Source organism: Burkholderia sp. YIM B11467, assembly GCF_052952715.1.
Genome location: NZ_JBQVSQ010000007.1, coordinates 84937 through 108047, shown reverse-complemented (window position 1 = coordinate 108047; position 23111 = coordinate 84937). Strand labels below are relative to the sequence as shown.

Below are 23111 nucleotides of genomic sequence, written 5' to 3'. Positions count from 1 at the left end.
GCGCCGGACGGCCTTCCGGCTCGTTTGGTCGCTCGCGTGCGGTTTGAGAAAAATCAATCAAAACAACGAGATACGGATTCCGTCCGGCAAAGGCCCCGGCGAGGTGCGATCCGGGGCCGGATTCGAGAAATTGTGCATAAGTCAAGTCTTGACAGCCGTTTTTTGTCCCCTGAGGGCGTTCAGAGCCCCGTGAGCGCGCGCCGGTAGCGGATCGCCTCGGCGATCTGCGCGGCCGTCGGCAGCGGGTCGCCCGCCAGGTCGGCGATCGTCCGCGCGACCTTCAGCACGCGAAAATACGCGCGCGCCGACCAGCCGAAGCGCTCGCCGGCCTCGCGCAGCAGCCGCTCGCCTTCGTCGGTCGGCCGGCACAGGTCGTCGGTCTCGCGGCCGCTCAGCATGTGATTCGTCTTGCCCTGCCGGCCGAGCTGCAGCGCGCGCGCCTGCGCGACTCGCGCGGCCACCGCGGCGCTCGGTTCGCCGGGCGCCGATGCGCGCGATGCGAGTTCGGCCGGCGACAGCGCGGGCAGGTCGATCTGGATGTCGATGCGGTCGAGGAGCGGCCCCGACAGCTTGCGCAGGTAGCGCGCGGCGACGTCCGGCGAACAGCGACAGCGCCCGGACGGATCGCCATGCCAGCCGCACGGGCACGGGTTCATCGCGGCGATCAGTTGGCACGCGGCCGGAAAGTCGGCTTGCTGGGCCGCGCGCGAGATCGTGATGCGGCCCGCTTCGAGCGGCTCGCGCAGCATTTCGAGTACGTGCCGGTCGAATTCCGGCAGTTCGTCGAGAAACAGCACGCCGAGGTGCGCGAGCGTGATTTCGCCCGGCTGCGGCGGGTTGCGGCCGCCGACCAGCGCGGCGGCGCTCGACGAGTGATGCGGCGAGCGGAACGGCCGCCGGCGCCACTGCGCGGGCGAGAAGCCGACGCGGCTCGCGGACAGGAGTGCGGCGGACGCCAGCGCCTCGTCGTCGGTCAGCGGCGGCAGCAGGCCGGCCAGCCGCGCGGCCAGCATCGACTTGCCGGCCCCCGGCGGCCCGACCATCAGCATGTGATGGCCGCCCGCGGCAGCGACTTCGAGCGCGCGTCGGGCACCGCGCTGGCCAACCACGTCCGCGAGATCGGGTGCGGCGGGCGCCGGCAGGCCGTCGAGGCACGGTGCCGCGACCGGCGCGAGCCGCCCGTCCGGCGCATCGGCGAGATGTGCGCACAGCGCGGGCAGGTCACGCGCGCCATATACCGTGACGCCCGGCACGAGCGCTGCCTCGGCCGCGCTGTCGAGCGGCAGGTACAGCTCGGGCGGGCGCGACGTCGCCGCGGAGCCGGACAGGGCGACGGAATCCGGGCTCGATCCGAGGCCCGATCCGGTCTCGCCGGCGCGCCAGTCCCGCGCTGCGCCGCACGCCATCGCGAACGCACCGCGCATCGGCCGCAGCGCGCCGGTCAACGACAGCTCGCCCGCGAACTCGCGGCCGGCCAGCGCGTCGGCCGGGATCTGGCCGTTCGCGGCGAGGATGCCGAGTGCGATCGGCAGGTCGAACCGGCCCGATTCCTTCGGCAGATCGGCCGGCGCGAGGTTGACGGTGATGCGGCGCACGGGGAATTCGAAGCCGCAGTTCTGCAGCGCGGCGCGCACGCGCTCGCGGCTTTCGCGGACTTCGAGATCGGGCAGGCCGACGATCGAGAACGACGGCAGCCCGTTGGCAAGATGGACTTCGACGGTGACATCCGGCGCGCGGCCGGATGCGGGCGCGCGACTGCGCACCACGGCGAGCGACATGGCGAGGCTCCTGTAAGCAGACGGACGACGGCCGTTCGGGGCCGCATGCCGCGGGAATCGGAGGAATCGGTGCGCGCTTGCCGGCGTGGCGCGGGGAAAGAACGAGGCGCTGCGGAACGACGAACTGCGAAGAGCGATGAACGGCGAAGAGCGGGCGTGTTGCGAAGAGCGGGGGTGCTGCGGAGAACGACGGACTACGAAAAGCGGTAAAACGGCTTCGGGGCGGCGGGCGCAGGCCGCGCGAGGCGGCCCGCGCCCGGACCTTGCGGCCCGGGTGGAGGCGTCAGGCCTGCGGCGCTGCGAGCTTCTGCTCGAGTTCCGCGACGCGCTTTTCGAGTTCCTCGAGGCGCACGCGGGTGCGGGCGAGCACCTGCGCCTGCGTGTCGAATTCCTCGCGCGTGACGAGATCGAGTTTCGAGAAGCCTTGCGACAGCATGGCCTTCACGTTGCGCTCGACGTCCTTGGCCGGCGAGTTTTTCAGCAGATCGCTGACGCGCGACTGCAGATCGTTGAAAACGTCGCTGGGTTGCTTCATGTGATTCCCCTTCCTTGCACAAAAATTGTGCATCTTCAGTTGCGTACGTGCCCATGATGCACGCATGACCGGAAATGGTGCGCCCGGGGCGCGAATTCCGGGCATGGCGCCCGCATGGGTGAATGTCCCGGCGATCCGGGGCGTGCGTGCACTCTAGCAACGTTCCTTTCGCCGCGCCAGCAAACCGCGCCACGTTGGCCATTCGGCCGGGCTTCCGCACCTTACATCACGGGATACGACCCCGTTCATGAGCCGTTCGAGACGGTGCTCGGACAGACATGGCATGCGAGTTGCTGAGAAGAGTCCGTTACAACATTCCAACCAATTCGACGGGACAACCCAGCGAGAGGACTTCATGAAACTCATTACCGCAATCATCAAGCCGTTCAAGCTCGATGAGACACGCGAAGCGCTGTCGGCGCTTGGTGTCTCGGGCATCACGGTGACGGAGGTGAAAGGGTTCGGGCGCCAGAAGGGGCATACCGAGCTGTACCGCGGCGCCGAATACGTGGTCGATTTCCTGCCGAAGATGAAGATCGAGGCGGCCGTGTCCGACGATCTCGTCGACCAGGCGGTGGAGGCGATCGAGCGGGCCGCACGTACCGGCAAGATCGGCGACGGCAAGATCTTCGTCACGCAAATCGAACAGGTGATCCGGATTCGCACCGGGGAGACCGGCGCAGACGCGCTGTAACAGAACAGACAAGACAAGCGACAAGAGGAAACCCAAGATGCGCAAACTTCTGATGTCCCTGCTGATGGCCGGCTCGCTGATCGCGACCGGCGTCGGTTCCGCGCTCGCGGACGACGCGGCGTCCGCCGCGGCTGCGTCCGCGCCCGCCGCAACGGCTTCCGACGCATCGGCTGCGGCCGCTCCGGCTGCTTCCGCGCCGGCCGCCACTGACGCATCCGCACCCGCCGCCGCGGCAGCCGCCCCGGCTTCGGGCGCCGCCGACGCATCGGCCGCCGCTGCCGCGTCCGCGCCGGCCGCACCCGCCGCGCCGACCGCGCCGTTCTCGGTCGATTCGTCGAAGATCAGCGCGGGCGACACCGCGTGGATGTTGACCTCCACCGCGCTCGTGCTGTTCATGACGGTCCCGGGCCTCGCGCTGTTCTACGCGGGCATGGTCCGCAAGAAGAACGTGCTCGCGACCGTGATGCAGAGCTTCGCGATCACCGCGCTGATCACGGTGCTGTGGACGGTGGTGGGCTACAGCCTCGCGTTCACGCCGGGCAACGGCTTCATCGGCGGCCTGTCGCGCGTGTTCCTGCACGGGATGAACTACATCCACGGCGACAAGGCGACCACGCTGACCGTCAGCCACCTGGCGCCGACGATTCCGGAGACGGTCTACTTCGTCTACCAGATGACGTTCGCGATCATCACGCCGGCACTGATCTGCGGCGCGTTCGCCGACCGGATGAAGTTCTCGGCGATGCTCGTGTTCATGACGCTCTGGTCGCTGATCGTCTATGTGCCGATCGCGCACATGGTGTGGGAGCCGACCGGCTGGCTGTCGTCGGACGGCGTGCTCGACTTCGCGGGCGGCACCGTCGTGCACATCAACGCCGGTATCGCGGGCCTGATGTCGTGCCTGGTGCTCGGCAAGCGGGTCGGCTACGGCCGTGAATCGATGGCGCCGCACAACCTGGTGCTGACGATGATCGGCGGCTCGATGCTGTGGGTCGGCTGGTTCGGCTTCAACGCGGGTTCGGCGGTTGCGGCCGACGGCCGTGCCGGCTTCGCGATGCTGACGACGCAAGTCGCGACGGCCTGCGCGGCGCTGGGCTGGATGTTTGCCGAGTGGATCGCAAAGGGCAAGCCGTCGGTGCTCGGCATCGTGTCGGGTGCGGTCGCGGGTCTCGTCGCGATCACGCCGGCCGCCGGTTTCGTCGGCGTGACCGGTGCACTGGTGATCGGCATCGCGGCGGGCGTGGTCTGCTTCTGGTCGGCGACGTGGCTCAAGTCGAAGCTCGGCTACGACGATTCGCTCGACGCGTTCGGCGTGCACGGCGTGGGCGGGATTCTCGGCGCGCTGCTGACGGGCGTGTTCGCGGTCAAGGACATCGGCGGTGCCGACGGCAGCCTGCTGCTGCAGGCGAAGGGCGTGCTGATCACGCTGGTCTACAGCGGCGTGCTGAGCTTCGTGCTGCTGAAGCTGATCGACATGACGATCGGTCTGCGCGTGTCCGAAGAGGAAGAGCGCGAAGGCCTCGACGTGATCCTGCACGGCGAGCACGTCGAATAAGTCGTAAGGATGAACGGCGGGCCGCCGCGACGACGGCGCCCGCCACGAATGAGCGCAGCGACTTCGGCCCGCCCACCCGGCGGGCTTTTTTTCTCCTGTCATCGACTGCCGTAGCGCATAACCCTGCGCACTATCGGGTCAATAGCCGAAAACTTCCTCCAAACCCTTGCGAAGCCGGGAACAATCCCCAAATGGGCAGGGCAATTGCTCTACAATCTTCATTCTCCCGCTCGCGAGTGATTCATGGTTCCCCACCTCGTTACCGCGTTGAACGGTCCGCTGCTCGAACTCGAGCAGAAGATCCTCGACGCGACGCCTGCGATCGAACGCTGGTTCAGGCTCGAATGGCAGGAACACACCCCGCCGTTCTATTGTTCGGTGGACCTGCGCAACGCCGGTTTCAAGCTGGCGCCCGTCGACGCGAACCTATTTCCCGGCGCGTTCAACAATCTGCCGTCCGAAGTGCTGCCGCTCGCCGTGCAGGCCGCGATGGCCGCGATCGAGAAGATCTGCCCGGATGCGAAGAACCTGCTCGTGATTCCCGAGCTGCCGACCCGCAACGCGTTCTACCTGGAAAACGTCGCGCGCCTCGCGACGATCATGCGCCAGGCCGGACTGAACGTGCGCTTCGGCTCGCTCGACCCGAGCATCACCGACATGACGCCGATCACGCTGGCCGACGGCCAGAAGATCGTGCTCGAACCGCTCGAGCGTTCGCAGCGCCGCCTCGGCCTGAAGAATTTCGATCCGTGCTCGATCCTGCTGAACAACGACCTGTCGGCCGGCATCCCGGCCGTGCTGGAAAACCTGCACGAGCAGTACCTGCTGCCGCCGCTGCACGCGGGCTGGGCCGTGCGCCGCAAGTCGACGCACTTCTCGTGCTACGACGACGTCGCGAAGAAGTTCGCGAAGATGGTCGGCGTCGATCCATGGATGGTGAATCCGTATTTCGCGCACGTCGAGGGCGTCGACTGGCAGGCGCATGAAGGCGAGCAGGCGCTCGCCGACGCGATCGACGGCGTGCTGAAGAAGATCGCGCGCAAGTATCGCGAATACGGGATCAGCGAGAAGCCGTACGTCGTCGTGAAGGCCGACGCGGGCACGGCGGGGCGCGGCGTGATGACCGTGCACGACGCGGCCGAGATCGGCCGCATGTCGAAGGCCGAGCGCGCGCAGATGGCCGAGACGAAGGCCGGCCTGACGGTGCGCGACGTGATCGTGCAGGAAGGCGTCTATACGTTCGAGCGCGTCGGCGACGAAGTCGCGGAGCCGGTCGTGTACATGATCGACCGCTACGTGGTCGGCGGTTTCTACCGCACGCACGGCGGCCGCGAGCGCGACCAGAACCTGAACGCGCCCGGCATGCACTACGTGCCGCTCGGCTTCGAGCACACCGCGCTGCCGGATGCCGGCGCCAAGCCGGGTGCCGCGCCGCCGAACCGTTTCTACATGTACGGCGTCGTCGCGCGGCTGTCGCTGATCGCGTCGTCGATCGAACTGGAAAAGACCGATCCCGAAGCCATCCAGGTGTAACGGACCTTCGCTACGTACAGGACCCGCATGGACATTCTCTTTATCGCCGACCCGCTCGAGCGCTTCAAGATCTACAAGGATTCGACCTACGCGATGATGGCCGAGGCCGCGCGGCGCGGGCATGCGGTGTACGCGTGCGAGCCGGGCCACCTCGCGTGGACGGGGTCGGCCGTCGAAGCCGACGTGCGGCGCATCACGTTCGTCGGCGAACTGGACGACCTGCATCGCGAGACCTGGTTCGAAGCGGGCCCGGTCGACGCGCGCCGCCTCGAATCGTTCGGCGCGATCCTGATGCGCAAGGATCCGCCGTTCGACATGGAGTACGTGACGTCGACGTGGCTGCTCGAGCTGGCCGAGCGCGCCGGCGCACGCGTGTTCAACAAGGCGCAGTCGATCCGCGACCATTCGGAGAAGCTCGCGATCGGCGAGTTTCCGCAGTTCGTCGCGCCGACGCTCGTCACGCGCGACGCGAAACGGCTGCGCGCATTCCACGCCGAGCACGGTGACGTGATCCTGAAGCCGCTCGACGGCATGGGCGGGATGGGCGTGTTCCGTGTGAAGCCGGACGGCATGAACCTCGGCTCGATCGTCGAGATGCTGAGCCACGACGGCACGCGCTCGGTGATGGCGCAGAAGTTCATTCCCGAGATCAAGGCCGGCGACAAGCGCATCCTGCTGATCGGCGGCGAGCCCGTGCCGTATTCGCTCGCGCGGATTCCGCAGGGCAGCGAGGTGCGCGGCAATCTCGCCGCGGGCGGGCTGGGTGTCGCGCAGCCGCTGACCGAGCGCGATCGCGAGATCGCCCGGACGCTCGGGCCCGTGCTCGCGGCGCGCGGGCTGCTGCTGGTCGGCCTCGATGCGATCGGCGACTGGCTGACCGAGGTGAACGTCACGAGTCCGACGTGCTTCCGCGAGATCATGGAGCAGACGGGCTTCGACGTCGCCGCGATGTTCATCGACGCGCTGGAGCGTGCGGCCGCGTAGGCCGCTTCCCGCGCAACCCCGGCGGCGGCCGCGCAGGCCCCCCGTCGCCGGAGCAGCTTGACCGGCCTGCTACAATGCCCGCTTGCCAGGTGCCGAGATCGGCGCACCGAAGGCCCGGCGGTCGGGCCGAAACTGTCGCAAGGCTGAACATGAAACGTTTCCCACACTCGCTACGCTCATTGCCCCGCCGCGGGGTGTCGGCCCGCCAGGGGCGGCCGGGAGCGATCTGACATGGCCGGGATCCTGATCATCGCGCACGCCCCGCTCGCCACCGCGCTGCGGGATTGCATCGCGCACATCTACGGCGGCGTGCCCGCACGCATCGGCTGTATCGACGTGATGGCGGACAGCGATCCGACCCAGGTGATGGCGTTCGCGCACGCGGAGCTCGCGCGGCTCAAGGAAGAGAACGGCGTGGTCGTGCTGACCGACATGTACGGCGCGACGCCCGCGAACATCGCGGGCCAGCTCGCGAAAATCGACAACGTGCGCGTGCTCGCGGGCGTGAACCTGCCGATGCTCGTGCGGGCCGTCTGCTACCGCACCGTGCCGCTCGACAAGCTCGTCGACAAGGCGCTGTCCGGCGGCGCGAAGGGCGTCCATGAAGTGGCGACCGGCACGCCGCCGCCGCCGACGGAAGCCGGCTGCGGCCAGTGCGCGCCGATTCCGCCCGAACCGCAGCCGCGCACCGAATCGCACTGATCATTCGTTTTCAGTTTTAGACCGACCCGACCGAGAATCATGCTTCAACAAGAAACCACCATCGTCAATAAATTGGGGCTCCATGCGCGCGCATCGGCCAAGCTTACGCAACTGGCCGGCAACTTCCAGTCGGAAGTCTGGATGACACGCAATGGGCGCAAGATCAATGCGAAGAGCATCATGGGCGTGATGATGCTGGCGGCGGGCATCGGCAGTACCGTGACGATCGAGACCGAAGGGGCCGACGAACGGGAAGCGATGGACGCGCTGCTGAAACTGATCGCCGACAAGTTCGGCGAAGGCCAGTGATCATCGCGCGGGATCGTTGCCGTTTCCAGTCAGAATGCCGCGGATTTCGCGGCATTTTTTTCGTCGGAAGCATTGATGCGGAATGCGCAATGTTGCGGTGCATGCAGTCAGCGGGGAGTCGCGGAATTTATAATCACTAACCGGGGTCATAAGCGCATCGCAGCAGTGTGCCGCGGCTTTACTTGTACAGAGGAGGTGCGCGTGTCCTTCACGCTGCATGGCATTCCCGTCTCACGTGGTATCGCGATCGGGCGAGCGTATCTGATCGCGCCGGCGGCGCTCGACGTCGCCCATTACCTGATCGAGGCGAACCAGATCGACGCCGAGGTCGAACGCTTCCGCACGGCGCTCGACGTCGTGCATCACGAACTCGCGGCGTTGCGTGCCGACCTGACCGACGACACCCCGAGCGAAGTGGGCGCGTTCATCGACGTGCACACGATGATCCTCAGCGACGCGATGCTCGTGCAGGAAACCATCGATCTGATTCGCACGCGCCGCTACAACGTCGAATGGGCGCTGACCGAGCAGCTCGGGCTGCTCACGCGCCACTTCGACGACATCGAGGACGAATACCTGCGCGAGCGCAAGGCCGACATCGAGCAGGTGGTCGAGCGCGTGCTGAAGGCCCTCGCCGGTGCGCCGTCCGCGTCGCAGGCGCTCGATCGCGCGGCCGCGAACGGCACGAACGAGATGATCGTCGTCGCGCACGACATCGCGCCGGCCGACATGATGCAGTTCAAGACGCAGTCGTTCCAGGCGTTCGTCACCGATCTCGGCGGGCGCACGTCGCACACGGCGATCGTCGCGCGCAGCCTCGGCATTCCGGCCGCGGTCGGCGTGCAGCACGCGAGCGCGTTGATCCGTCAGGACGATCTGATCATCGTCGACGGCGACCAGGGCATCGTGATCGTCGATCCCGCGCCGATCGTCCTCGAGGAATATTCGTACCGGCAGTCCGAGAAGTTGCTGGAGCAACGCAAGCTGCAGCGTCTGAAGTTCTCGCCGACGCAAACGTTGTGCGGCACCAAGATCGAGCTGTACGCGAACATCGAGCTGCCCGACGACGCGAAGGCGGCGGTCGAGGCCGGTGCGGTCGGCGTCGGCCTGTTCCGCTCCGAGTTCCTGTTCATGCATCAGAAGGAGATGCCGGAGGAGGAGGAGCAGTTCGCCGCGTACAAGCGGGCCGTCGAGTGGATGAAGGGCATGCCGGTGACGATCCGCACGATCGACGTCGGCGCGGACAAGCCGCTCGAGGCGCTCGACGAAGGTTACGAAACCGCGCCGAACCCCGCGCTCGGCCTGCGCGCGATCCGCTGGAGTCTGTCCGAGCCGCAGATGTTCCTCACGCAGTTGCGCGCGATCCTGCGCGCGTCCGCGTTCGGCCAGGTGAAGATCCTGATTCCGATGCTGGCGCACGCGCAGGAGATCGACCAGTCGCTCGACCTGATCCGCGAGGCGAAGCGCCAGCTCGACGACGCGGGGCTCGCATACGATCCGAACGTGCGGATCGGCGCGATGATCGAGATTCCGGCCGCGGCGATCGCGCTGCCGCTGTTCCTGAAGCGGTTCGATTTCCTGTCGATCGGCACCAACGACCTGATCCAGTACACGCTCGCGATCGACCGCGCGGACAACGCGGTCGCGCATCTGTACGACCCGCTGCATCCGGCCGTGCTGCATCTGATCTCGTACACGCTGCGCGAGGCGAAGCGCGTGGGTGTGCCGGTGTCGGTGTGCGGGGAGATGGCGGGCGATCCGGCGCTCACGCGCCTGTTGCTCGGGATGGGACTCACCGAGTTCTCGATGCACCCGAGCCAGTTGCTCGTCGTGAAGCAGGAAATCCTGCGCGCGCACCTGAAGGCGCTCGAGAAGCCGACGGCCGACGTGCTCGCGTCGTTCGAGCCGGAGGAAGTGCAGGCGGCGCTGCAGCGCCTGTCGGTCGCCGTGCCGCGCGCGGACGCCGCCGCTTAGGCACCCGCTGCGCTGCTAACCGCAGCGAAGCGTCACGCATGCGCCGGCTGGCGCATGCCCGTCGCGCGTCAGTGCCGGCCCCCGCACACGGGGCAGTCGGCCTGGCGCGCGATCTTCATCGTCGTCCATTCCATCCGCAGCGAATCGAGCATCATCAGCCGTCCGTTGAGCGTCGTGCCGATCGCGCCGATCACGCGCAGCGCTTCGGCGGCCTGCATCGCACCGATGATCCCGACCGTCGGTGCGAACACGCCCATCGTCGCGCACGCGACTTCCTCGAACGGTTGATCTTCCGGAAACACGCACGCATAACAGGGCGCGGCCGGATCGCGGAAGTCGAACGTGCTGATCTGCCCGTCGAAACGCAGCGCGGCGCCCGACACGAGCGGCACGCCATGCGCGACGCACGCGCGGTTGATCGCGTGCCGCGTCGCGAAGTTGTCGGTGCAGTCGAGCACGACGGTCGCACCCGGCACGTGCGCGTCGAGCCATGCGTCGTCGACGCGTTCCGCGACTGCGTTCACCTTCACGCCGGGGTTCAGTTGCGCGAGCGTGTCGCGCCCCGATTCGACCTTGCTGCGGCCGACCGATGCCGTCACGTGCAGGATCTGCCGCTGCAGGTTCGTGAGGTCGACCGTATCGGCGTCGACGAGCGTGATCGTGCCGACGCCCGATGCCGCGAGGTACATCGCCGCGGGCGAGCCGAGGCCGCCCGCGCCGACGACGATCGCATGCGCATCGAGAAAGCGCTGCTGCGCCTCGATGCCGATTTCGTCGACGAGGATGTGGCGGGAGTAGCGAAGGAGTTGATCGTCGTTCATGGGGAGTCGTGGGCGAGGCGGGCGGACGTAGCGTTATTTTAGGCGCGCATGAAAAACGGGCCATCGCGGTCTTCCCGCGATGGCCCGTCGGATGCCGGTCGGCGCTTACTGCGGCGCTGACGCGGGCTTCGGTGCGGCGCTCGGCTTCGCGCTTGCGCCCGATGCCTTCGGAGCCGCGGTGGCCTTGCCGGCCGGGCTCTTCGTCGTGCTGTCGGCGAGCAGCGACTTCGATTGCTGGACGGGCTTGCCCTCGAGCTTGTTGAGCGCCTGCTGCATCATGAAGTCGTCGGCGCTGCCGAACTCGATCGGCTTGCGATCGCGGTCCTTCTGGCGCTGCTCCGGCGTCTTCTTGTCGTTCTGCTCTTCGAGGACGCGCAACTGATCCATCCGGCGTTGCTCGCGGTCTTCCTGTTCCTTCTTCTCGTTCGGGTCCTGCGTGTTCGCCAGGTGGTTCGAGTAGTCGACCTCGCGCGTCACGAGCACGTCGTCCGGATCGCCGTCCGAGTACTGATCGACCGGCACGTCGGGCGTGATGCCCTTGTTCTGGATCGAACGGCCGCTCGGCGTGTAGTAGTACGCCGTCGTCAGGCGCAGCGCGGTGTCGGCCGTCATCGGGCGAACCGTCTGCACCGAACCCTTGCCGAACGTCGTCTTGCCCATGATCTGCGCGCGCTTCGAATCCTGCAGCGCGCCGGCGACGATTTCCGATGCGGACGCCGAATAGGCGTTCGTCAGCACGATCATCGGCACGGTCTTGAAGACCGGCGGCAGATTCTTCAGCGGATCGCCGTCGAAGGACGGCAGGCGATAGTTGTCGTACGTATCGCGGTAGACCTGCTTCGAATCGGGGATCTGGCCGTTGGTCGACACGACGACGGAGTCGGGCGGCAGGAACGCGCCGGCGACGCCGACCGCGCTCTGCAGCAGACCGCCGCCGTTGTTGCGCAGGTCGAGGACGAGGCCCTTCAGGTTCGGCTGCTGGCGCGCGATGTCCTGCAGCTTCTGCGCAAGATCGGGCGTCGTGCGTTCCTGGAAGCTCGTGATGCGGACATACGCGTAGCCCGGATCGAGGATCTTCATCTTGACGCTCTGGACCTTGATGATCGCGCGCGTGACGGTGACCGGGAACGTGCGGTCGTCGCTCTTGCGGAAGATCGTCAGCGTGACCTTGGTGCCCGGCTCGCCGCGCATCTGCTTGACGGCCTTGTCGAGCGTCATGCCGCGCACCGGCTTGTCGTTGATGCGCGTGATCAGGTCGCCCGGACGAATGCCGGCGCGGAAGGCAGGGGTGTCCTCGATCGGCGAGATCACCTTCACGAGGCCGTCTTCCTGCGAGATCTCGATGCCGAGACCCGCGAAGCGGCCCTTGGTCTGCTCCTGCAGCTCGTCATAGTCGGTCTTGTCGAGGAACGACGAGTGCGGGTCGAGGCTCGACACCATGCCCTTGATCGCCGCCGTCAGCAGCTTCTTGTCGTCGACCGGCTCGACGTACTCGCGCTTGATCTGGCCGAATACTTCCGCGAACAGGCGGAGCTGGTCGAGGGGAAGCGGCGCCGTGGCGGTCTGCTCGGCCGATGCGGAAACCTGCAGCGTGGCGAACACGCCCGTGGCAAGGCCCGCGGCAATCAGGCCGATGTTCTTCAATTTCATTCGCATAGAGATCTGGTGCGGTCGGGAAGCGCGTGGCGGTAGCGGGGATGTAGCGGACAAGTATAACTGTTCGTCCGATGACTCAGTGGAACGGCGCGAAAAGGGCCCGGAGAAGGCCGGGCGGGCACCGCCGGGCGCGCTGCGGGTTCGAAAGCGGGTTCGACAGCAGCGGGGCCGCGAAGGTTCGCGCGGCGCGCCGGGCCGGGGCCGGGCACGCCGCGCCGGACGCGGCCCGCCCGGCCCGACGGGCGTCAGCCCGCCTTGCCCTGCTTCGCGACGGCGGCCTGCGCCTGCGCGATCGCGTCCTGGTCGCCGAGGTAATAGTGCTTGATCGGCTTCAGGTTCTCGTCGAGTTCATACACGAGCGGCACGCCGTTCGGGATGTTCAGGCCGACGATGTCGCTGTCCGAGATGCCGTCGAGATACTTGATCAGCGCGCGCAGCGAGTTGCCGTGCGCGGCGATCAGCACCTGCTTGCCGGCGCGCACGGCCGGCGCGATCGACTCGTTCCACAGCGGCAGCACGCGCGCGACCGTGTCCTTCAGGCACTCGGTGAGCGGCAGCTGCTCGCGCGGCACCTTCGCATAACGCGGGTCGTTGAACGGCGCGCGCTCGTCGGTCGGCTCGAGCGCGGGCGGCGGCGTGTCGTAGCTGCGGCGCCAGACGAGCACCTGGTCGTCGCCGAACTTGGCGGCCGTTTCCGCCTTGTTCAGGCCCGACAGTGCGCCGTAGTGGCGCTCGTTCAGGCGCCACGAGTGGACGACGGGCAAGTACATGAGGTCCATCCGGTCCTGCACGTGCCACAGCGTGCGGATCGCGCGCTTGAGCACCGACGTGTACGCGATGTCGAACGTGTAGCCGGCCTCCTTGAGCAATTCGCCAGCCTGGTAGGCCTCGTTGCGGCCCTGTTCGGTCAGGTCGACGTCGACCCAGCCGGTGAAGCGGTTTTCCTTGTTCCACGTCGATTCGCCGTGGCGGATGAGAACGAGTTTGTACATGGATCTTGCGGTCGGTAGTGAAGGAAGCGGTGCGCATCGCACGGGACCCGACCCGGGCCCGCCATCGCGCAAGACGGTTATTTTATAATGGCGGGATTGTCCTCATCCGATTTCTCTTTTTCCGGCGGAATTCCGTGACGTTCTTTACCGATTACACGAACCTGGCCCTTATCGCCATCCTGGTCGTATCCGGCGGCCTGCTGGCCTGGCCCGCACTGCGCCGCGGCCGCGGCGGCCTGTCGGCCGCAGAAGCGACGCAACTCATCAACCGCCGCAACGCCGTCGTGATCGACGTGCGCGCCGCGTCCGATTTCGCCGCCGGCCACCTGCCGTCGGCGCGTCAGGTCGCGGCGGGCGAGATCGGCGCGAAGATCGCGCAGGTCGCGAAGAACAAGAGCACGCCCGTGCTGCTCGTCTGCCAGAACGGCCAGCAGTCGCAGAAGGCGGCGCGCGAGGTCGAGGCGGCGGGTTATGCCGAGGTGCACGTGCTCGAGGGCGGCGTGGCCGCCTGGCAGCAGGCCGGGATGCCGGTCGTCAAACAAGGAGCGGCGAAGTGAACAAGGTTTTGATGTACAGCACGCAGGTGTGTCCGTATTGCATGCAGGCCGAGCGCCTGCTGAAGCTGCGCGGTGTCGAGCAGATCGAAAAGGTGCTGATCGATCGCGATCCGGCCCGCCGCGACGAAATGATGTCGCGCACGGGGCGCCGCACGGTGCCGCAGATCTATATCGGCGACACGCACGTCGGCGGCTACGACGATCTGTCGAAGCTCGACCGCGAAGGCGGGCTCGAACCGCTTCTGCAAGCGGCCTGATTAAGGCAGAATGGCCGCCGGCCGCGCCACGGCTTGGGCGCGCAGGATTCATCCGCGGCGGCCGGCGAGAAGCCGGGCCGCCCCGTCACCACTTTTAGGGAAACACCATGTCCGACGTCGAAAACCAACCGTTCTTCAACATCCAGCGCGTCTACCTGAAGGATATGTCGCTCGAGCAGCCGAATTCGCCGGCAATCTTCCTCGAGCAGGACATGCCGTCGGTTGAAGTCGAAGTCGACGTGAAGGCCGACCGCCTGGCGGAAAGCGTGTTCGAAGTCGTCGTGTCGGGTACCGTCACCGCGAAGGTGAAGGACAAGGTCGCGTTCCTGATCGAAGCGAAGCAGGCCGGCATTTTCGACATTCGCAACATTCCCGACGAACAGCTCGACCCGCTCGTCGGCATCGCTTGCCCGACGATCCTGTTCCCGTACCTGCGTTCGAACATCGCCGACGCGATCACGCGCGCGGGCTTCCCGCCGATCCACCTGGCGGAAATCAACTTCCAGGCGCTGTACGAGCAGCGTCTCGCGCAGCTTCAGCAGCAGCACGCCGGCGCAGAAGGCGCGCCGAACGGCACGACGCTGAACTGACGTATCACTCGGACCGGTGCTGGGTATGAAAGTAGCCGTTCTCGGCGCCGGTGCCTGGGGCACCGCGCTCGCGGGCCATCTGGCCGCGCGGCACGATACGCTTCTGTGGGCGCGCGACGCCGCGCTCATCGCCGAGCTGCAGGCTCGGCACGAGAATTCCCGTTATCTGGACGGCATCGCGCTGCCTGACGCATTGCGCTACGACGCCGATCTCGGCGCCGCGCTCGCGCATGGCGCCGCGGACGACGCGCTGTGCGTGATCGCCGCGCCGGTGGCCGGGCTGCGCACGCTGTGTCACGCGATGCGCGACGCGGGCTGCGTGCCCGCGCACGTCGTCTGGGTCTGCAAGGGCTTCGAGGCCGACACGCATCTGCTGCCGCATCAGGTGATCGCGGCCGAATTGCCCGAACAGCACAGCAGCGGCGTGCTGTCGGGGCCGAGCTTTGCGCGCGAGGTCGGACAGTCGCTGCCCGTCGCGCTGACGGTGGCGAGCGCGTCCGCCGAATGCCGCGAGCGCACGGTCGCCGCGTTCCATCACGGCGCGATGCGGATCTATACCGGTGACGACGTGGTCGGCGTCGAAGTCGGCGGCGCGGTGAAGAACGTGCTGGCGATCGCGACCGGCATCGCCGACGGCCTCGGCCTCGGGCTGAACGCACGCGCGGCGCTGGTCACGCGCGGCCTCGCCGAAATGTCGCGGCTCGGCGTCGCGCTCGGCGGCCGTGCGGAAACCTTCACGGGCCTCACGGGCCTCGGCGACCTGATCCTCACCGCGACGGGCGACCTGTCGCGCAACCGCACGGTCGGCCTGCAACTGGCGGCCGGCCGCTCGCTGAACGACATCCTCGGCGCGCTCGGCCACGTGGCAGAAGGCGTGCGTTGCGCGCAAGCCGTGCTGGCGATCGCGCGCGCGCAATCGATCGAAATGCCGATCACCGAAGCCGTGTGCGGTGTGCTGTTCGACGGCATCGCGCCGCGCGACGCCGTCAGCGGCCTGCTGCGGCGCGACGCGCGCGCCGAGTAGCGCGGGCCGGCACCGGCCGGTGCGGCCGCGCCAAGCGCGCGGCGCCAAAGCGCACTACGCTTGAACAGTCTCCGGCGTTCCGGGAGGTTGTCATGCTGCAGATCCATTCCACCACGCTCGATGCGCAGCTGGTCGACATCACGACGCTCGATGTCGACGCGATCGTCAACGCCGCGAACGGTTCGCTGCTCGGCGGGGGCGGTGTCGACGGCGCGATTCATCGTGCCGCCGGCCCCGGCCTGCTCGCCGAGTGCCGCACGCTCGGCGGCTGCGACACGGGCGACGCGAAGCTTACGCGCGGCCACGGGCTGCCGGCGCGCTACGTGATCCATGCCGTCGGGCCGGTGTGGCACGGCGGCGGGCGCGGCGAGCCCGACCTGCTCGCGTCGTGCTACCGGCGCGCGATCGAACTGGCCGAGGAGGTTGCCGCGACGTCGATCGCGTTCCCGGCGATCAGTTGCGGGATCTACCGCTATCCGGCCGGCGAGGCCGTCGACATCGCGGTCGGCACCGTCGCCGAAATGCTGCCGCAGGCACCGAGCCTCACACGCGTGGTGTTCGCGTGCTTTTCCTCCGACATCCACGACCTGTATCGCGCGCGGCTCGCGCGGACCTGACGCATTGCGCGGCGCGGGCCGCGCCCGGCACGCGTCAGGCGCCGCCTTCGAAGCCGGCCTGGCGCCACGCCTCGAACACGACCACCGCGACCGTGTTCGACAGGTTCAGGCTGCGGTTGTCCGGCCGCATCGGCAGGCGCACGCGCTGTTCGTTCGGGAAGCGTTCGAGCAGCTCGGCGGGCAGGCCGCGCGTCTCCGAGCCGAACACGAACCAGTCGCCGGGCAGGAACGCGTGATCGTGGAAGCGGCCCGAGCCGCGCGTCGTGAACGCGAACATCCGCGCGGGATCGGGCGATTCGGCCGCGACGAACGCGTCCCAGTCGCGGTGCACGCGCATCTGCGCATATTCGTGATAGTCGAGGCCGGCGCGGCGCATCCGCGCGTCGTCGAGCGGAAAGCCGAGCGGCTCGATCAGGTGCAGGCGCGCGCCTGTGTTGGCGCACAGGCGGATCACGTTGCCGGTGTTCGGCGGAATTTCGGGGGCGACGAGGACGACGTTGAACATGTTTCGGTTTGGCTGGGCCGGCCGGGGCGGAGCAACGCGCTCGTTCCCGGCCGGCCGGTTCGTGACGGCCGCGTTCGGGCGGCCGGCCTCTGTATCTAATTAATCCCTGGCGGTGCGCAGCGCAACCAGATTCGTCACGCGCGCGGCGCCCGCCGTCTTCAGCGCATGCGCGGCGGCCGCGAGCGTCGCGCCGGACGTCATCACGTCGTCGACGAGCGCGACGTGACGGCCGGCGACGTCGCCGGCCACCGCGAACGCCGCCGTCACGTTGTCGCGTCGCGCGCGAAGGTCGAGCCGCGACTGCGGCGCGGTGTCGGTGACGCGCGCGAGCAGCACCGCATCCGCGCGGACGCCGAGCCGGCTCGCAAGCGGACGCGCGATCGCCCACGCCTGGTTGTAGCCGCGCGCGACGAGCCGCCGGTGCGACAACGGCACCGGCGCGACCAGGTCGAAGCCGCTTGCGCCGTGCGTATCGTCGACCAGCCGGGCGAGCCGCGTTGCGAATTCGGCACCGATCGCGAGTCGCGCATGAAACTTCAGGCCGCGCGCGAGCCCGTCGAGCGGCGCGCGGTAATCCGCGAGCGCGAGCGTCGCATCGAATGGCGGTGGCGCCGTGCGGCACGCGTCGCACCGGTAGGCGGCAGCGCGGCCGGCTCGGGTGTGCCCGCCGCGGGACGACGGGTCCGAACGCGGCCGCCCGGTGCCCAGCGGCAGCGCGCAGACGTCGCAGCGCAGCCGCGCTTCATTCCAGTACGCGGCGTCGCAAGCGCCGCAAATCACGGCGTGTGACAAATTGCCGCACAGTGCGCAGCGATTCGGCAGCGCGACCGCGGCGATGCGTGCCGCCAGCGCGCGAACCTGCGACAAAACGACGCGCATCGTGCGCGGAGCGGAACTGCGGATCATCGCGAACACTCCTGGCCGCCCCGTCTCGATGAAGCCTGCGGGGCGAGCGAGTATACTTCGGGCTCTTCGCCAGTGTGCCCGACATGTCCCCAGCTTCGACTTCAACCAGCCGTCCGGCCAATGACGCCGGGCGCCTGCGGCGGATCTTCGACCGCCGTGCCGCCACGTTCGACGCGGTCGCGTTCCTGCCGCGCGAGATCGCGCAGCGGATGAACGAACGCCTCGAATACATCAAGGTGAGTCCAACGGCCGTGCTCGACGCGGGCTGCGGCCCCGGCGACGACCTGCCGGCGCTGCGCGCGCGCTTTCCGGAAGCGCCCGTATTCGGCGTCGACCTGTCCGGCGCGATGCTCGCGCGGGCCGGCCAGCGCGAGGTCGAGCAGACGAGCTGGCGCCGCTGGCTGCCGGCTTCGCTCGGCCGGGCACTGGGCCAGCGCGGCCCGCGCGTCGCGCAGGCCGATTTCGCCGCGCTGCCGTTTCCGGGCGGCGCGTTCGACCTGATCTGGTCGAACCTCGCCCTCCACTGGCATTCGCGCCCCGACGCGGTGCTGCCCGAATGGCAGCGCGTGCTGCGCGTCAACGGCCTGCTGATGTTCAGCACGCTCGGCCCCGACACGCTGCGCGAACTGCGCGCGGCCTGCGCGGACGCCGAAGCGGCGCTCGGCATTGCGCCGCCCGCCGCGCGCGTGATCGATTTCGTCGACATGCACGACCTCGGCGACATGCTCGTCGAGAGCGGCTTCGAGATTCCCGTGATGGATCAGGAAGTGCTGACCGTCACCTACAAATCCCCCGACTCCCTGCTGGCCGACGTGCGCCGCTGGGGCGCCTATCCGTTCGAGCGCGCGGCGCCGCAGCGCGCGACGCGGCGCTTTCGCGCGGCGCTCGGCGACGCGCTGGAGGCGCGCCGGCGCGCGGACGGCACGATTCCGCTGACCTTCGAGGTGATCTACGGCCACGCCTGGAAGGCCGTGCCGCGCACGACCGCCGAAGGGCACGGGATCGTGCGCATCGAGGACATCGGGAAGGGCCGTCCGAAGAATCGGTAAAGCGGTAAAGAGGGGTTTTGTTATGTCTGAAATTAGCGGCGCAAAGCGGGGTCGAATTGGCGCCAAAAACGGCCGGAAAGCTTGTCGCGCTTGGCTTGCGGGGCGATAGGCGCTTGCTTGTGGATGCCATTGAACCCGCCTATAATGCGTCAGCTTGTCGTCCCGGGGTCCCCGCAATACGGGGCGACGAGTCCGATGCAGGCATGCATCGCATGCCATTCGCGTGAGGCGGCGATGGAAGCAGCGAGTGTTTCGGCGGAGACGACGAACGGCGAGCCGGTCCTCGAAGACTGGCTGATCAAACGCAACTGTTCGGTGTCGCCACGCCAGTTCGTGCTGTTTTACGCGTCGCTTGCGGGCTTCTCGCTGGTGATTGCGACGTTGCTGATGTGGAGGGGGGCCTGGCTCGTCATGCCCTTCACCGGAATCGAGTTGCTGGTGGTGGGTGTCGCATTTGCGATCTATGCTCGCCATGCGGTCGATTACGAACGCATCAGGCTGTTTCCGCACCGGCTCGTGATCGAGCGGATGGATGCGGAGCGGCTCACGCAGATCGAATTCAACCCGCGCTGGGTGCGGGTCGAGCCGGGTGCGACGCCACGCGATCCGATTCGACTGGTATCGCGCGGGCAGACCGTCGTAATCGGGCAGCATCTCGCGCAGTACAAGCGTGCGCAGTTCGCCGACGAACTGCGCGTGTCGCTCAGGCGCTGCGGCTGACGAGGCGCGGGCACCGGCCGGGAACAGGCCGGCGGCTTGCGACGGGGGAGGGTTTGAATGGAAATTTTGGGTAAGGATGCTATGAAAACAATCAAGCGAGCCCTCACGGGCGTGCTGGCATGCAGCGGTTTGCTCTTTGCCGGTGCCGCCCTGGCGGTCGGTGATAGCCCGGGCGGCCCCCGCGTCAACGAGATCAACTTTCAGCCGCCGGTCACGAAAATCGCCGAGGAGCTCTACGATCTCCACACGATGATGCTGATCCTGTGTACGGTGATCTTCGTCGGCGTGTTCGGCGTGATGTTCTATTCGATCTTCGCGCACCGCAAATCCAAGGGCCACAAGGCCGCCAATTTCCATGAAAGCACGACCGTCGAGATCATCTGGACGATCGTGCCGTTCGTCATCGTCGTGCTGATGGCGCTGCCGGCGACGAAGGCCGTCGTCGCGATGAAAGACACGACGAACGCCGATCTCACGATCAAGGTCACCGGCTACCAGTGGAAGTGGGGCTACGACTACGTGAAGGGCCCGGGCGAGGGCATCGGCTTCCTGTCGACGCTGAGCACCCCGCGTGACGAAGTGATGGGCAAGAAGCCGATCACCGACACCTATCTGCAGGAAGTCGACAACCCGCTCGTCGTGCCGGTCAACAAGAAGATCCGCATCATCACGACCGCGAACGACGTCGTCCACTCGTGGTACGTGCCCGCGTTCGGCGTGAAGCAGGATGCGATTCCCGGCTTCGTGCGCGACACGTGGTTCAAGGCCGACAAGGTCGGTACCTTCCGCGGTTTCTGTACCGAGCTGTGCGGCAAGGAACACGCGTACATGCCGGTCGTCGTCGAAGTCCTGTCGGAAGACGACTACGCGAAGTGGGTGACCGCGCAGAAGGCCAAGATGGCCAGCGCGTCGGTCGATCCGAACAAGGTTTACACGATGGCCGAACTCGTCGCGCACGGCGAGGAAGTCTACAAGGCGAACTGCGCGGCCTGCCACCAGGTGAGCGGCAAGGGCCTCGGCGCGTTCCCGGCGATGGACGGCAGCCCGATCGTGAACGGCCCGATCGCCGGACACGTCGAGCGCGTGCTGCACGGCAAGGGTGCAATGCCGTCGTGGGCATCGCTGTCGGACCTCGACATCGCATCGGTCATCACGTACGAGCGCAATTCGTGGGGCAACCACAAGAACGACCTGCTGCAGCCGAAGCAAGTGGCTGACGCGCGCAACGGCAAGATGCCGGAAGACACGGCGGGCGCAGCGGCGCCGGCTGAAGCGGCGCCGGCGCAAGCCGCGTCGGGCGCAGCCGAGCAGCCGGCGGCAGCATCGGCATCGGCCGCGCTGTCGACGATCTACTTCGAAACGGGCAAGAGCGCGCTGCCGGCCGACGCGAAGGCGGCGATCGCCGCCGCGGCCGACTATGCGAAGGCACATCCGGACGCGAAGCTCGCGCTGTCGGGCTTCACCGACAAGACGGGCTCGGCCGACGCGAACGCCGAACTGGCCAAGCAGCGCGCACTGGCTGTGCGCGACGCGCTGAAGGCGGCCGGCGTGGCGGAAGACCACATCATCATGAAAAAGCCGGAAACGATCACGGGCGGGGCTGACGCTAAGGAAGCCCGGCGGGTCGAGATCGGTCCGGCGGCTTGACGTGTCGCTCAGTTAGTCGACGTATTCGCATTAGGAGATTCTCATGTCTAGCATCGGGCACGACGTAGCCGCGGACCACGCGCACGACGACCACGCGCACGAAACACCGCACGGCTGGCGGCGCTGGTTGTTCGCCACCAACCACAAGGACATCGGTACGCTGTACCTGCTGTTCTCGTTCATCATGTTCCTGTCGGGCGGCGTGATGGCGCTCGGCATCCGTGCCGAGCTGTTCGAGCCGGGCCTGCAGATCATGCGTCCGGAGTTCTTCAACGAACTCACGACGATGCACGGTCTGATCATGGTGTTTGGCGCGATCATGCCGGCGTTCGTCGGCTTCGCGAACTGGATGATTCCGCTGCAGATCGGCGCATCCGACATGGCGTTCGCGCGGATGAACAACTTCAGCTTCTGGCTGCTGCCGGTTGCTGCCGTGCTGCTGGTCGGCTCGTTCTTCGCGCCGGGCGGCGCGACGGCCGCCGGCTGGACGCTGTACGCACCGCTGTCGACGCAGATGGGCCCGGGCATGGACTTCGCGATCTTCGCAGTCCACTTGATGGGTGCATCGTCGATCATGGGCGGGATCAACATCGTCGTGACGATCCTGAACATGCGCGCACCGGGCATGACGCTGATGAAGATGCCGATGTTCGCATGGACGTGGCTGATCACGGCGTACCTGCTGATCGCGGTGATGCCGGTTCTGGCAGGCGCGATCACGATGGTGCTGTTCGATCGCCACTTCGGCACGTCGTTCTTCAACGCGGCAGGCGGCGGCGACCCGGTGATGTACCAGCACATCTTCTGGTTCTTCGGCCACCCCGAGGTGTACATCATGATTCTGCCGGCGTTCGGGATCGTGTCGCAGGTGATCCCGGCGTTCGCACGCAAGACGCTGTTCGGCTATAGCTCGATGGTGTACGCGACGGCTTCGATCGCGATCCTGTCGTTCATGGTCTGGGCGCACCACATGTTCGCGACGGGCATGCCGGTCACCGGCCAGCTGTTCTTCATGTACGCGACGATGCTGATCGCCGTGCCGACGGGCGTGAAGGTGTTCAACTGGCTCGCGACGATGTGGCGCGGCTCGATGACCTTCGAAACCCCGATGCTGTTCGCGATCGGCTTCCTGTTCGTGTTCACGTTCGGCGGCCTGACGGGCCTGATGCTCGCGATGGCGCCGCTCGACATCCAGTATCACGGGACCTACTTCGTGGTGGCGCACTTCCACTACGTGCTGGTGGCGGGTTCATTGTTCGCGCTGTTCTCGGGCTGGTATTACTGGGCGCCGAAGTGGACGGGCTGGATGTACAACGAGACGCGCGGCAAGATCCACTTCTGGGCGTCGATGATCTTCTTCAACCTGACGTTCTTCCCGATGCACTTCGTCGGTCTCGCAGGCATGCCGCGTCGTTATGCGGACTACCCGGCGCAGTTCACGGACTTCAACCAGGTTGCGACGATCGGCGCATTCGGCTTCGGCCTCGCGCAGGTGTACTTCCTGTTCGCGGTCGCGCTGCCGGCCTACCGTGGCGGCGGCGAGCTGGAAAAGGCGTCGGACAAGCCGTGGGATGGCGCGACGGGCCTCGAGTGGACGGTGCCGAGCCCGGCTCCCTTCCACACGTTCGAGCAACCGCCGCACGTCGAGTAAGTTTCACCGTGCGTTCCGCCGCTGCCCGCCGCGCAGGCAGGCGCGGCGGGCGCCG

The 23111-nt window shown here is 67.4% G+C and carries 23 protein-coding genes; 16 read left to right on the top strand and 7 right to left on the bottom strand.

Features of this window, described 5'->3' with window-relative positions; genetic code table 11:
- Positions 1-179: 179 nt before the first annotated feature.
- Positions 180-1778, bottom strand: a complete 1599-nt coding sequence (locus ACTRWB_RS23765; RefSeq protein ID WP_446903346.1) for a YifB family Mg chelatase-like AAA ATPase — start codon at positions 1776-1778, stop codon at positions 180-182.
- Positions 1779-2061: 283 nt separating this feature from the next.
- Positions 2062-2313 carry an accessory factor UbiK family protein gene (locus tag ACTRWB_RS23760; protein WP_006489451.1) on the bottom strand — a complete coding sequence of 84 codons (252 nt, stop codon included), beginning with the start codon at positions 2311-2313 and terminating at the stop codon, positions 2062-2064.
- A 355-nt stretch (positions 2314-2668) separates the two neighbouring features.
- Between ACTRWB_RS23760 and ACTRWB_RS23755 the strand changes: the two genes are divergently transcribed.
- The 7 genes from ACTRWB_RS23755 to ptsP all read left to right on the top strand — a co-directional run bounded on the left by ACTRWB_RS23755 (position 2669) and on the right by ptsP (position 10064).
- Positions 2669-3007: a P-II family nitrogen regulator gene (locus tag ACTRWB_RS23755; RefSeq protein WP_038711752.1), complete on the top strand. Its 339-nt coding sequence runs from the start codon at positions 2669-2671 to the stop codon at positions 3005-3007.
- A 37-nt stretch (positions 3008-3044) separates the two neighbouring features.
- Entirely contained in the window at positions 3045-4562 is a 1518-nt protein-coding gene (locus ACTRWB_RS23750) for an ammonium transporter (protein WP_129513044.1), read from the top strand.
- A 243-nt stretch (positions 4563-4805) separates the two neighbouring features.
- Positions 4806-6095 (top strand): glutamate--cysteine ligase, encoded by a 1290-nt coding sequence (gene gshA / locus ACTRWB_RS23745; RefSeq protein WP_048247079.1) that lies wholly within the window; start codon positions 4806-4808, stop codon positions 6093-6095.
- A gap of 27 nt (positions 6096-6122) precedes the next feature.
- Positions 6123-7079 (top strand): glutathione synthase, encoded by a 957-nt coding sequence (gshB, locus tag ACTRWB_RS23740; RefSeq protein WP_412022975.1) that lies wholly within the window; start codon positions 6123-6125, stop codon positions 7077-7079.
- 231 nt (positions 7080-7310) lie between these two features.
- Positions 7311-7781: a PTS sugar transporter subunit IIA gene (locus tag ACTRWB_RS23735; RefSeq protein WP_048247076.1), complete on the top strand. Its 471-nt coding sequence runs from the start codon at positions 7311-7313 to the stop codon at positions 7779-7781.
- Between the two features lie 39 nt (positions 7782-7820).
- Positions 7821-8090 carry an HPr family phosphocarrier protein gene (locus ACTRWB_RS23730; protein WP_072437289.1) on the top strand — a complete coding sequence of 90 codons (270 nt, stop codon included), beginning with the start codon at positions 7821-7823 and terminating at the stop codon, positions 8088-8090.
- Between the two features lie 201 nt (positions 8091-8291).
- Positions 8292-10064, top strand: coding sequence for a phosphoenolpyruvate--protein phosphotransferase (ptsP, locus tag ACTRWB_RS23725; protein ID WP_129513042.1), 1773 nt, complete (start codon positions 8292-8294; stop codon positions 10062-10064).
- Between the two features lie 68 nt (positions 10065-10132).
- Here the strand turns inward: ptsP and ACTRWB_RS23720 are convergent, their stop codons facing one another.
- The 3 genes from ACTRWB_RS23720 to gpmA form a co-directional block, all read right to left on the bottom strand.
- Positions 10133-10885 carry a HesA/MoeB/ThiF family protein gene (locus tag ACTRWB_RS23720; RefSeq protein WP_129513041.1) on the bottom strand — a complete coding sequence of 251 codons (753 nt, stop codon included), beginning with the start codon at positions 10883-10885 and terminating at the stop codon, positions 10133-10135.
- 105 nt (positions 10886-10990) lie between these two features.
- Positions 10991-12541 carry a S41 family peptidase gene (locus ACTRWB_RS23715; protein ID WP_129513040.1) on the bottom strand — a complete coding sequence of 517 codons (1551 nt, stop codon included), beginning with the start codon at positions 12539-12541 and terminating at the stop codon, positions 10991-10993.
- A gap of 245 nt (positions 12542-12786) precedes the next feature.
- Entirely contained in the window at positions 12787-13533 is a 747-nt protein-coding gene (gene gpmA / locus ACTRWB_RS23710; protein WP_021164239.1) for a 2,3-diphosphoglycerate-dependent phosphoglycerate mutase, read from the bottom strand.
- A gap of 134 nt (positions 13534-13667) precedes the next feature.
- On the opposite strand from gpmA, the gene ACTRWB_RS23705 reads away from it, so the two are divergent.
- The 5 genes from ACTRWB_RS23705 (at position 13668) to ACTRWB_RS23685 (ending at position 16578) form a co-directional block, all read left to right on the top strand.
- A complete protein-coding gene (locus ACTRWB_RS23705) occupies positions 13668-14090 on the top strand; it encodes a rhodanese-like domain-containing protein (protein WP_048247066.1) in 423 nt (140 codons plus the stop codon).
- A complete protein-coding gene (grxC, locus tag ACTRWB_RS23700) occupies positions 14087-14347 on the top strand; it encodes a glutaredoxin 3 (protein WP_129513039.1) in 261 nt (86 codons plus the stop codon). Before ACTRWB_RS23705 ends, grxC begins: the two co-directional genes overlap by 4 nt.
- 107 nt (positions 14348-14454) lie before the next feature.
- Entirely contained in the window at positions 14455-14937 is a 483-nt protein-coding gene (gene secB, locus ACTRWB_RS23695; protein WP_047899099.1) for a protein-export chaperone SecB, read from the top strand.
- Between the two features lie 25 nt (positions 14938-14962).
- Positions 14963-15961, top strand: coding sequence for an NAD(P)H-dependent glycerol-3-phosphate dehydrogenase (locus tag ACTRWB_RS23690; RefSeq protein WP_446903345.1), 999 nt, complete (start codon positions 14963-14965; stop codon positions 15959-15961).
- A gap of 92 nt (positions 15962-16053) precedes the next feature.
- Entirely contained in the window at positions 16054-16578 is a 525-nt protein-coding gene (locus ACTRWB_RS23685) for an O-acetyl-ADP-ribose deacetylase (protein ID WP_419685361.1), read from the top strand.
- 34 nt (positions 16579-16612) lie between these two features.
- Here the strand turns inward: ACTRWB_RS23685 and trmL are convergent, their stop codons facing one another.
- A complete protein-coding gene (gene trmL / locus ACTRWB_RS23680; protein WP_048247058.1) occupies positions 16613-17083 on the bottom strand; it encodes a tRNA (uridine(34)/cytosine(34)/5-carboxymethylaminomethyluridine(34)-2'-O)-methyltransferase TrmL in 471 nt (156 codons plus the stop codon).
- 99 nt (positions 17084-17182) lie between these two features.
- The gene (locus tag ACTRWB_RS23675; protein WP_446903344.1) at positions 17183-17989 is read right to left on the bottom strand and encodes a phosphoribosyltransferase family protein; all 807 of its coding nucleotides are present in this window, start codon (positions 17987-17989) and stop codon (positions 17183-17185) included.
- An 83-nt stretch (positions 17990-18072) separates the two neighbouring features.
- On the opposite strand from ACTRWB_RS23675, the gene ACTRWB_RS23670 reads away from it, so the two are divergent.
- The 4 genes from ACTRWB_RS23670 (at position 18073) to ctaD (ending at position 23056) form a co-directional block, all read left to right on the top strand.
- Entirely contained in the window at positions 18073-19038 is a 966-nt protein-coding gene (locus tag ACTRWB_RS23670) for a methyltransferase domain-containing protein (RefSeq protein WP_446903343.1), read from the top strand.
- A 195-nt stretch (positions 19039-19233) separates the two neighbouring features.
- Positions 19234-19758: a DUF2244 domain-containing protein gene (locus ACTRWB_RS23665; RefSeq protein WP_048247054.1), complete on the top strand. Its 525-nt coding sequence runs from the start codon at positions 19234-19236 to the stop codon at positions 19756-19758.
- 57 nt (positions 19759-19815) lie between these two features.
- On the top strand, positions 19816-21405 hold the full coding sequence (gene coxB / locus ACTRWB_RS23660) for a cytochrome c oxidase subunit II (protein WP_412022983.1): 1590 nt from the start codon (positions 19816-19818) through the stop codon (positions 21403-21405).
- A 43-nt stretch (positions 21406-21448) separates the two neighbouring features.
- On the top strand, positions 21449-23056 hold the full coding sequence (gene ctaD, locus ACTRWB_RS23655; protein ID WP_048247050.1) for a cytochrome c oxidase subunit I: 1608 nt from the start codon (positions 21449-21451) through the stop codon (positions 23054-23056).
- Positions 23057-23111: the final 55 nt, after the last annotated feature.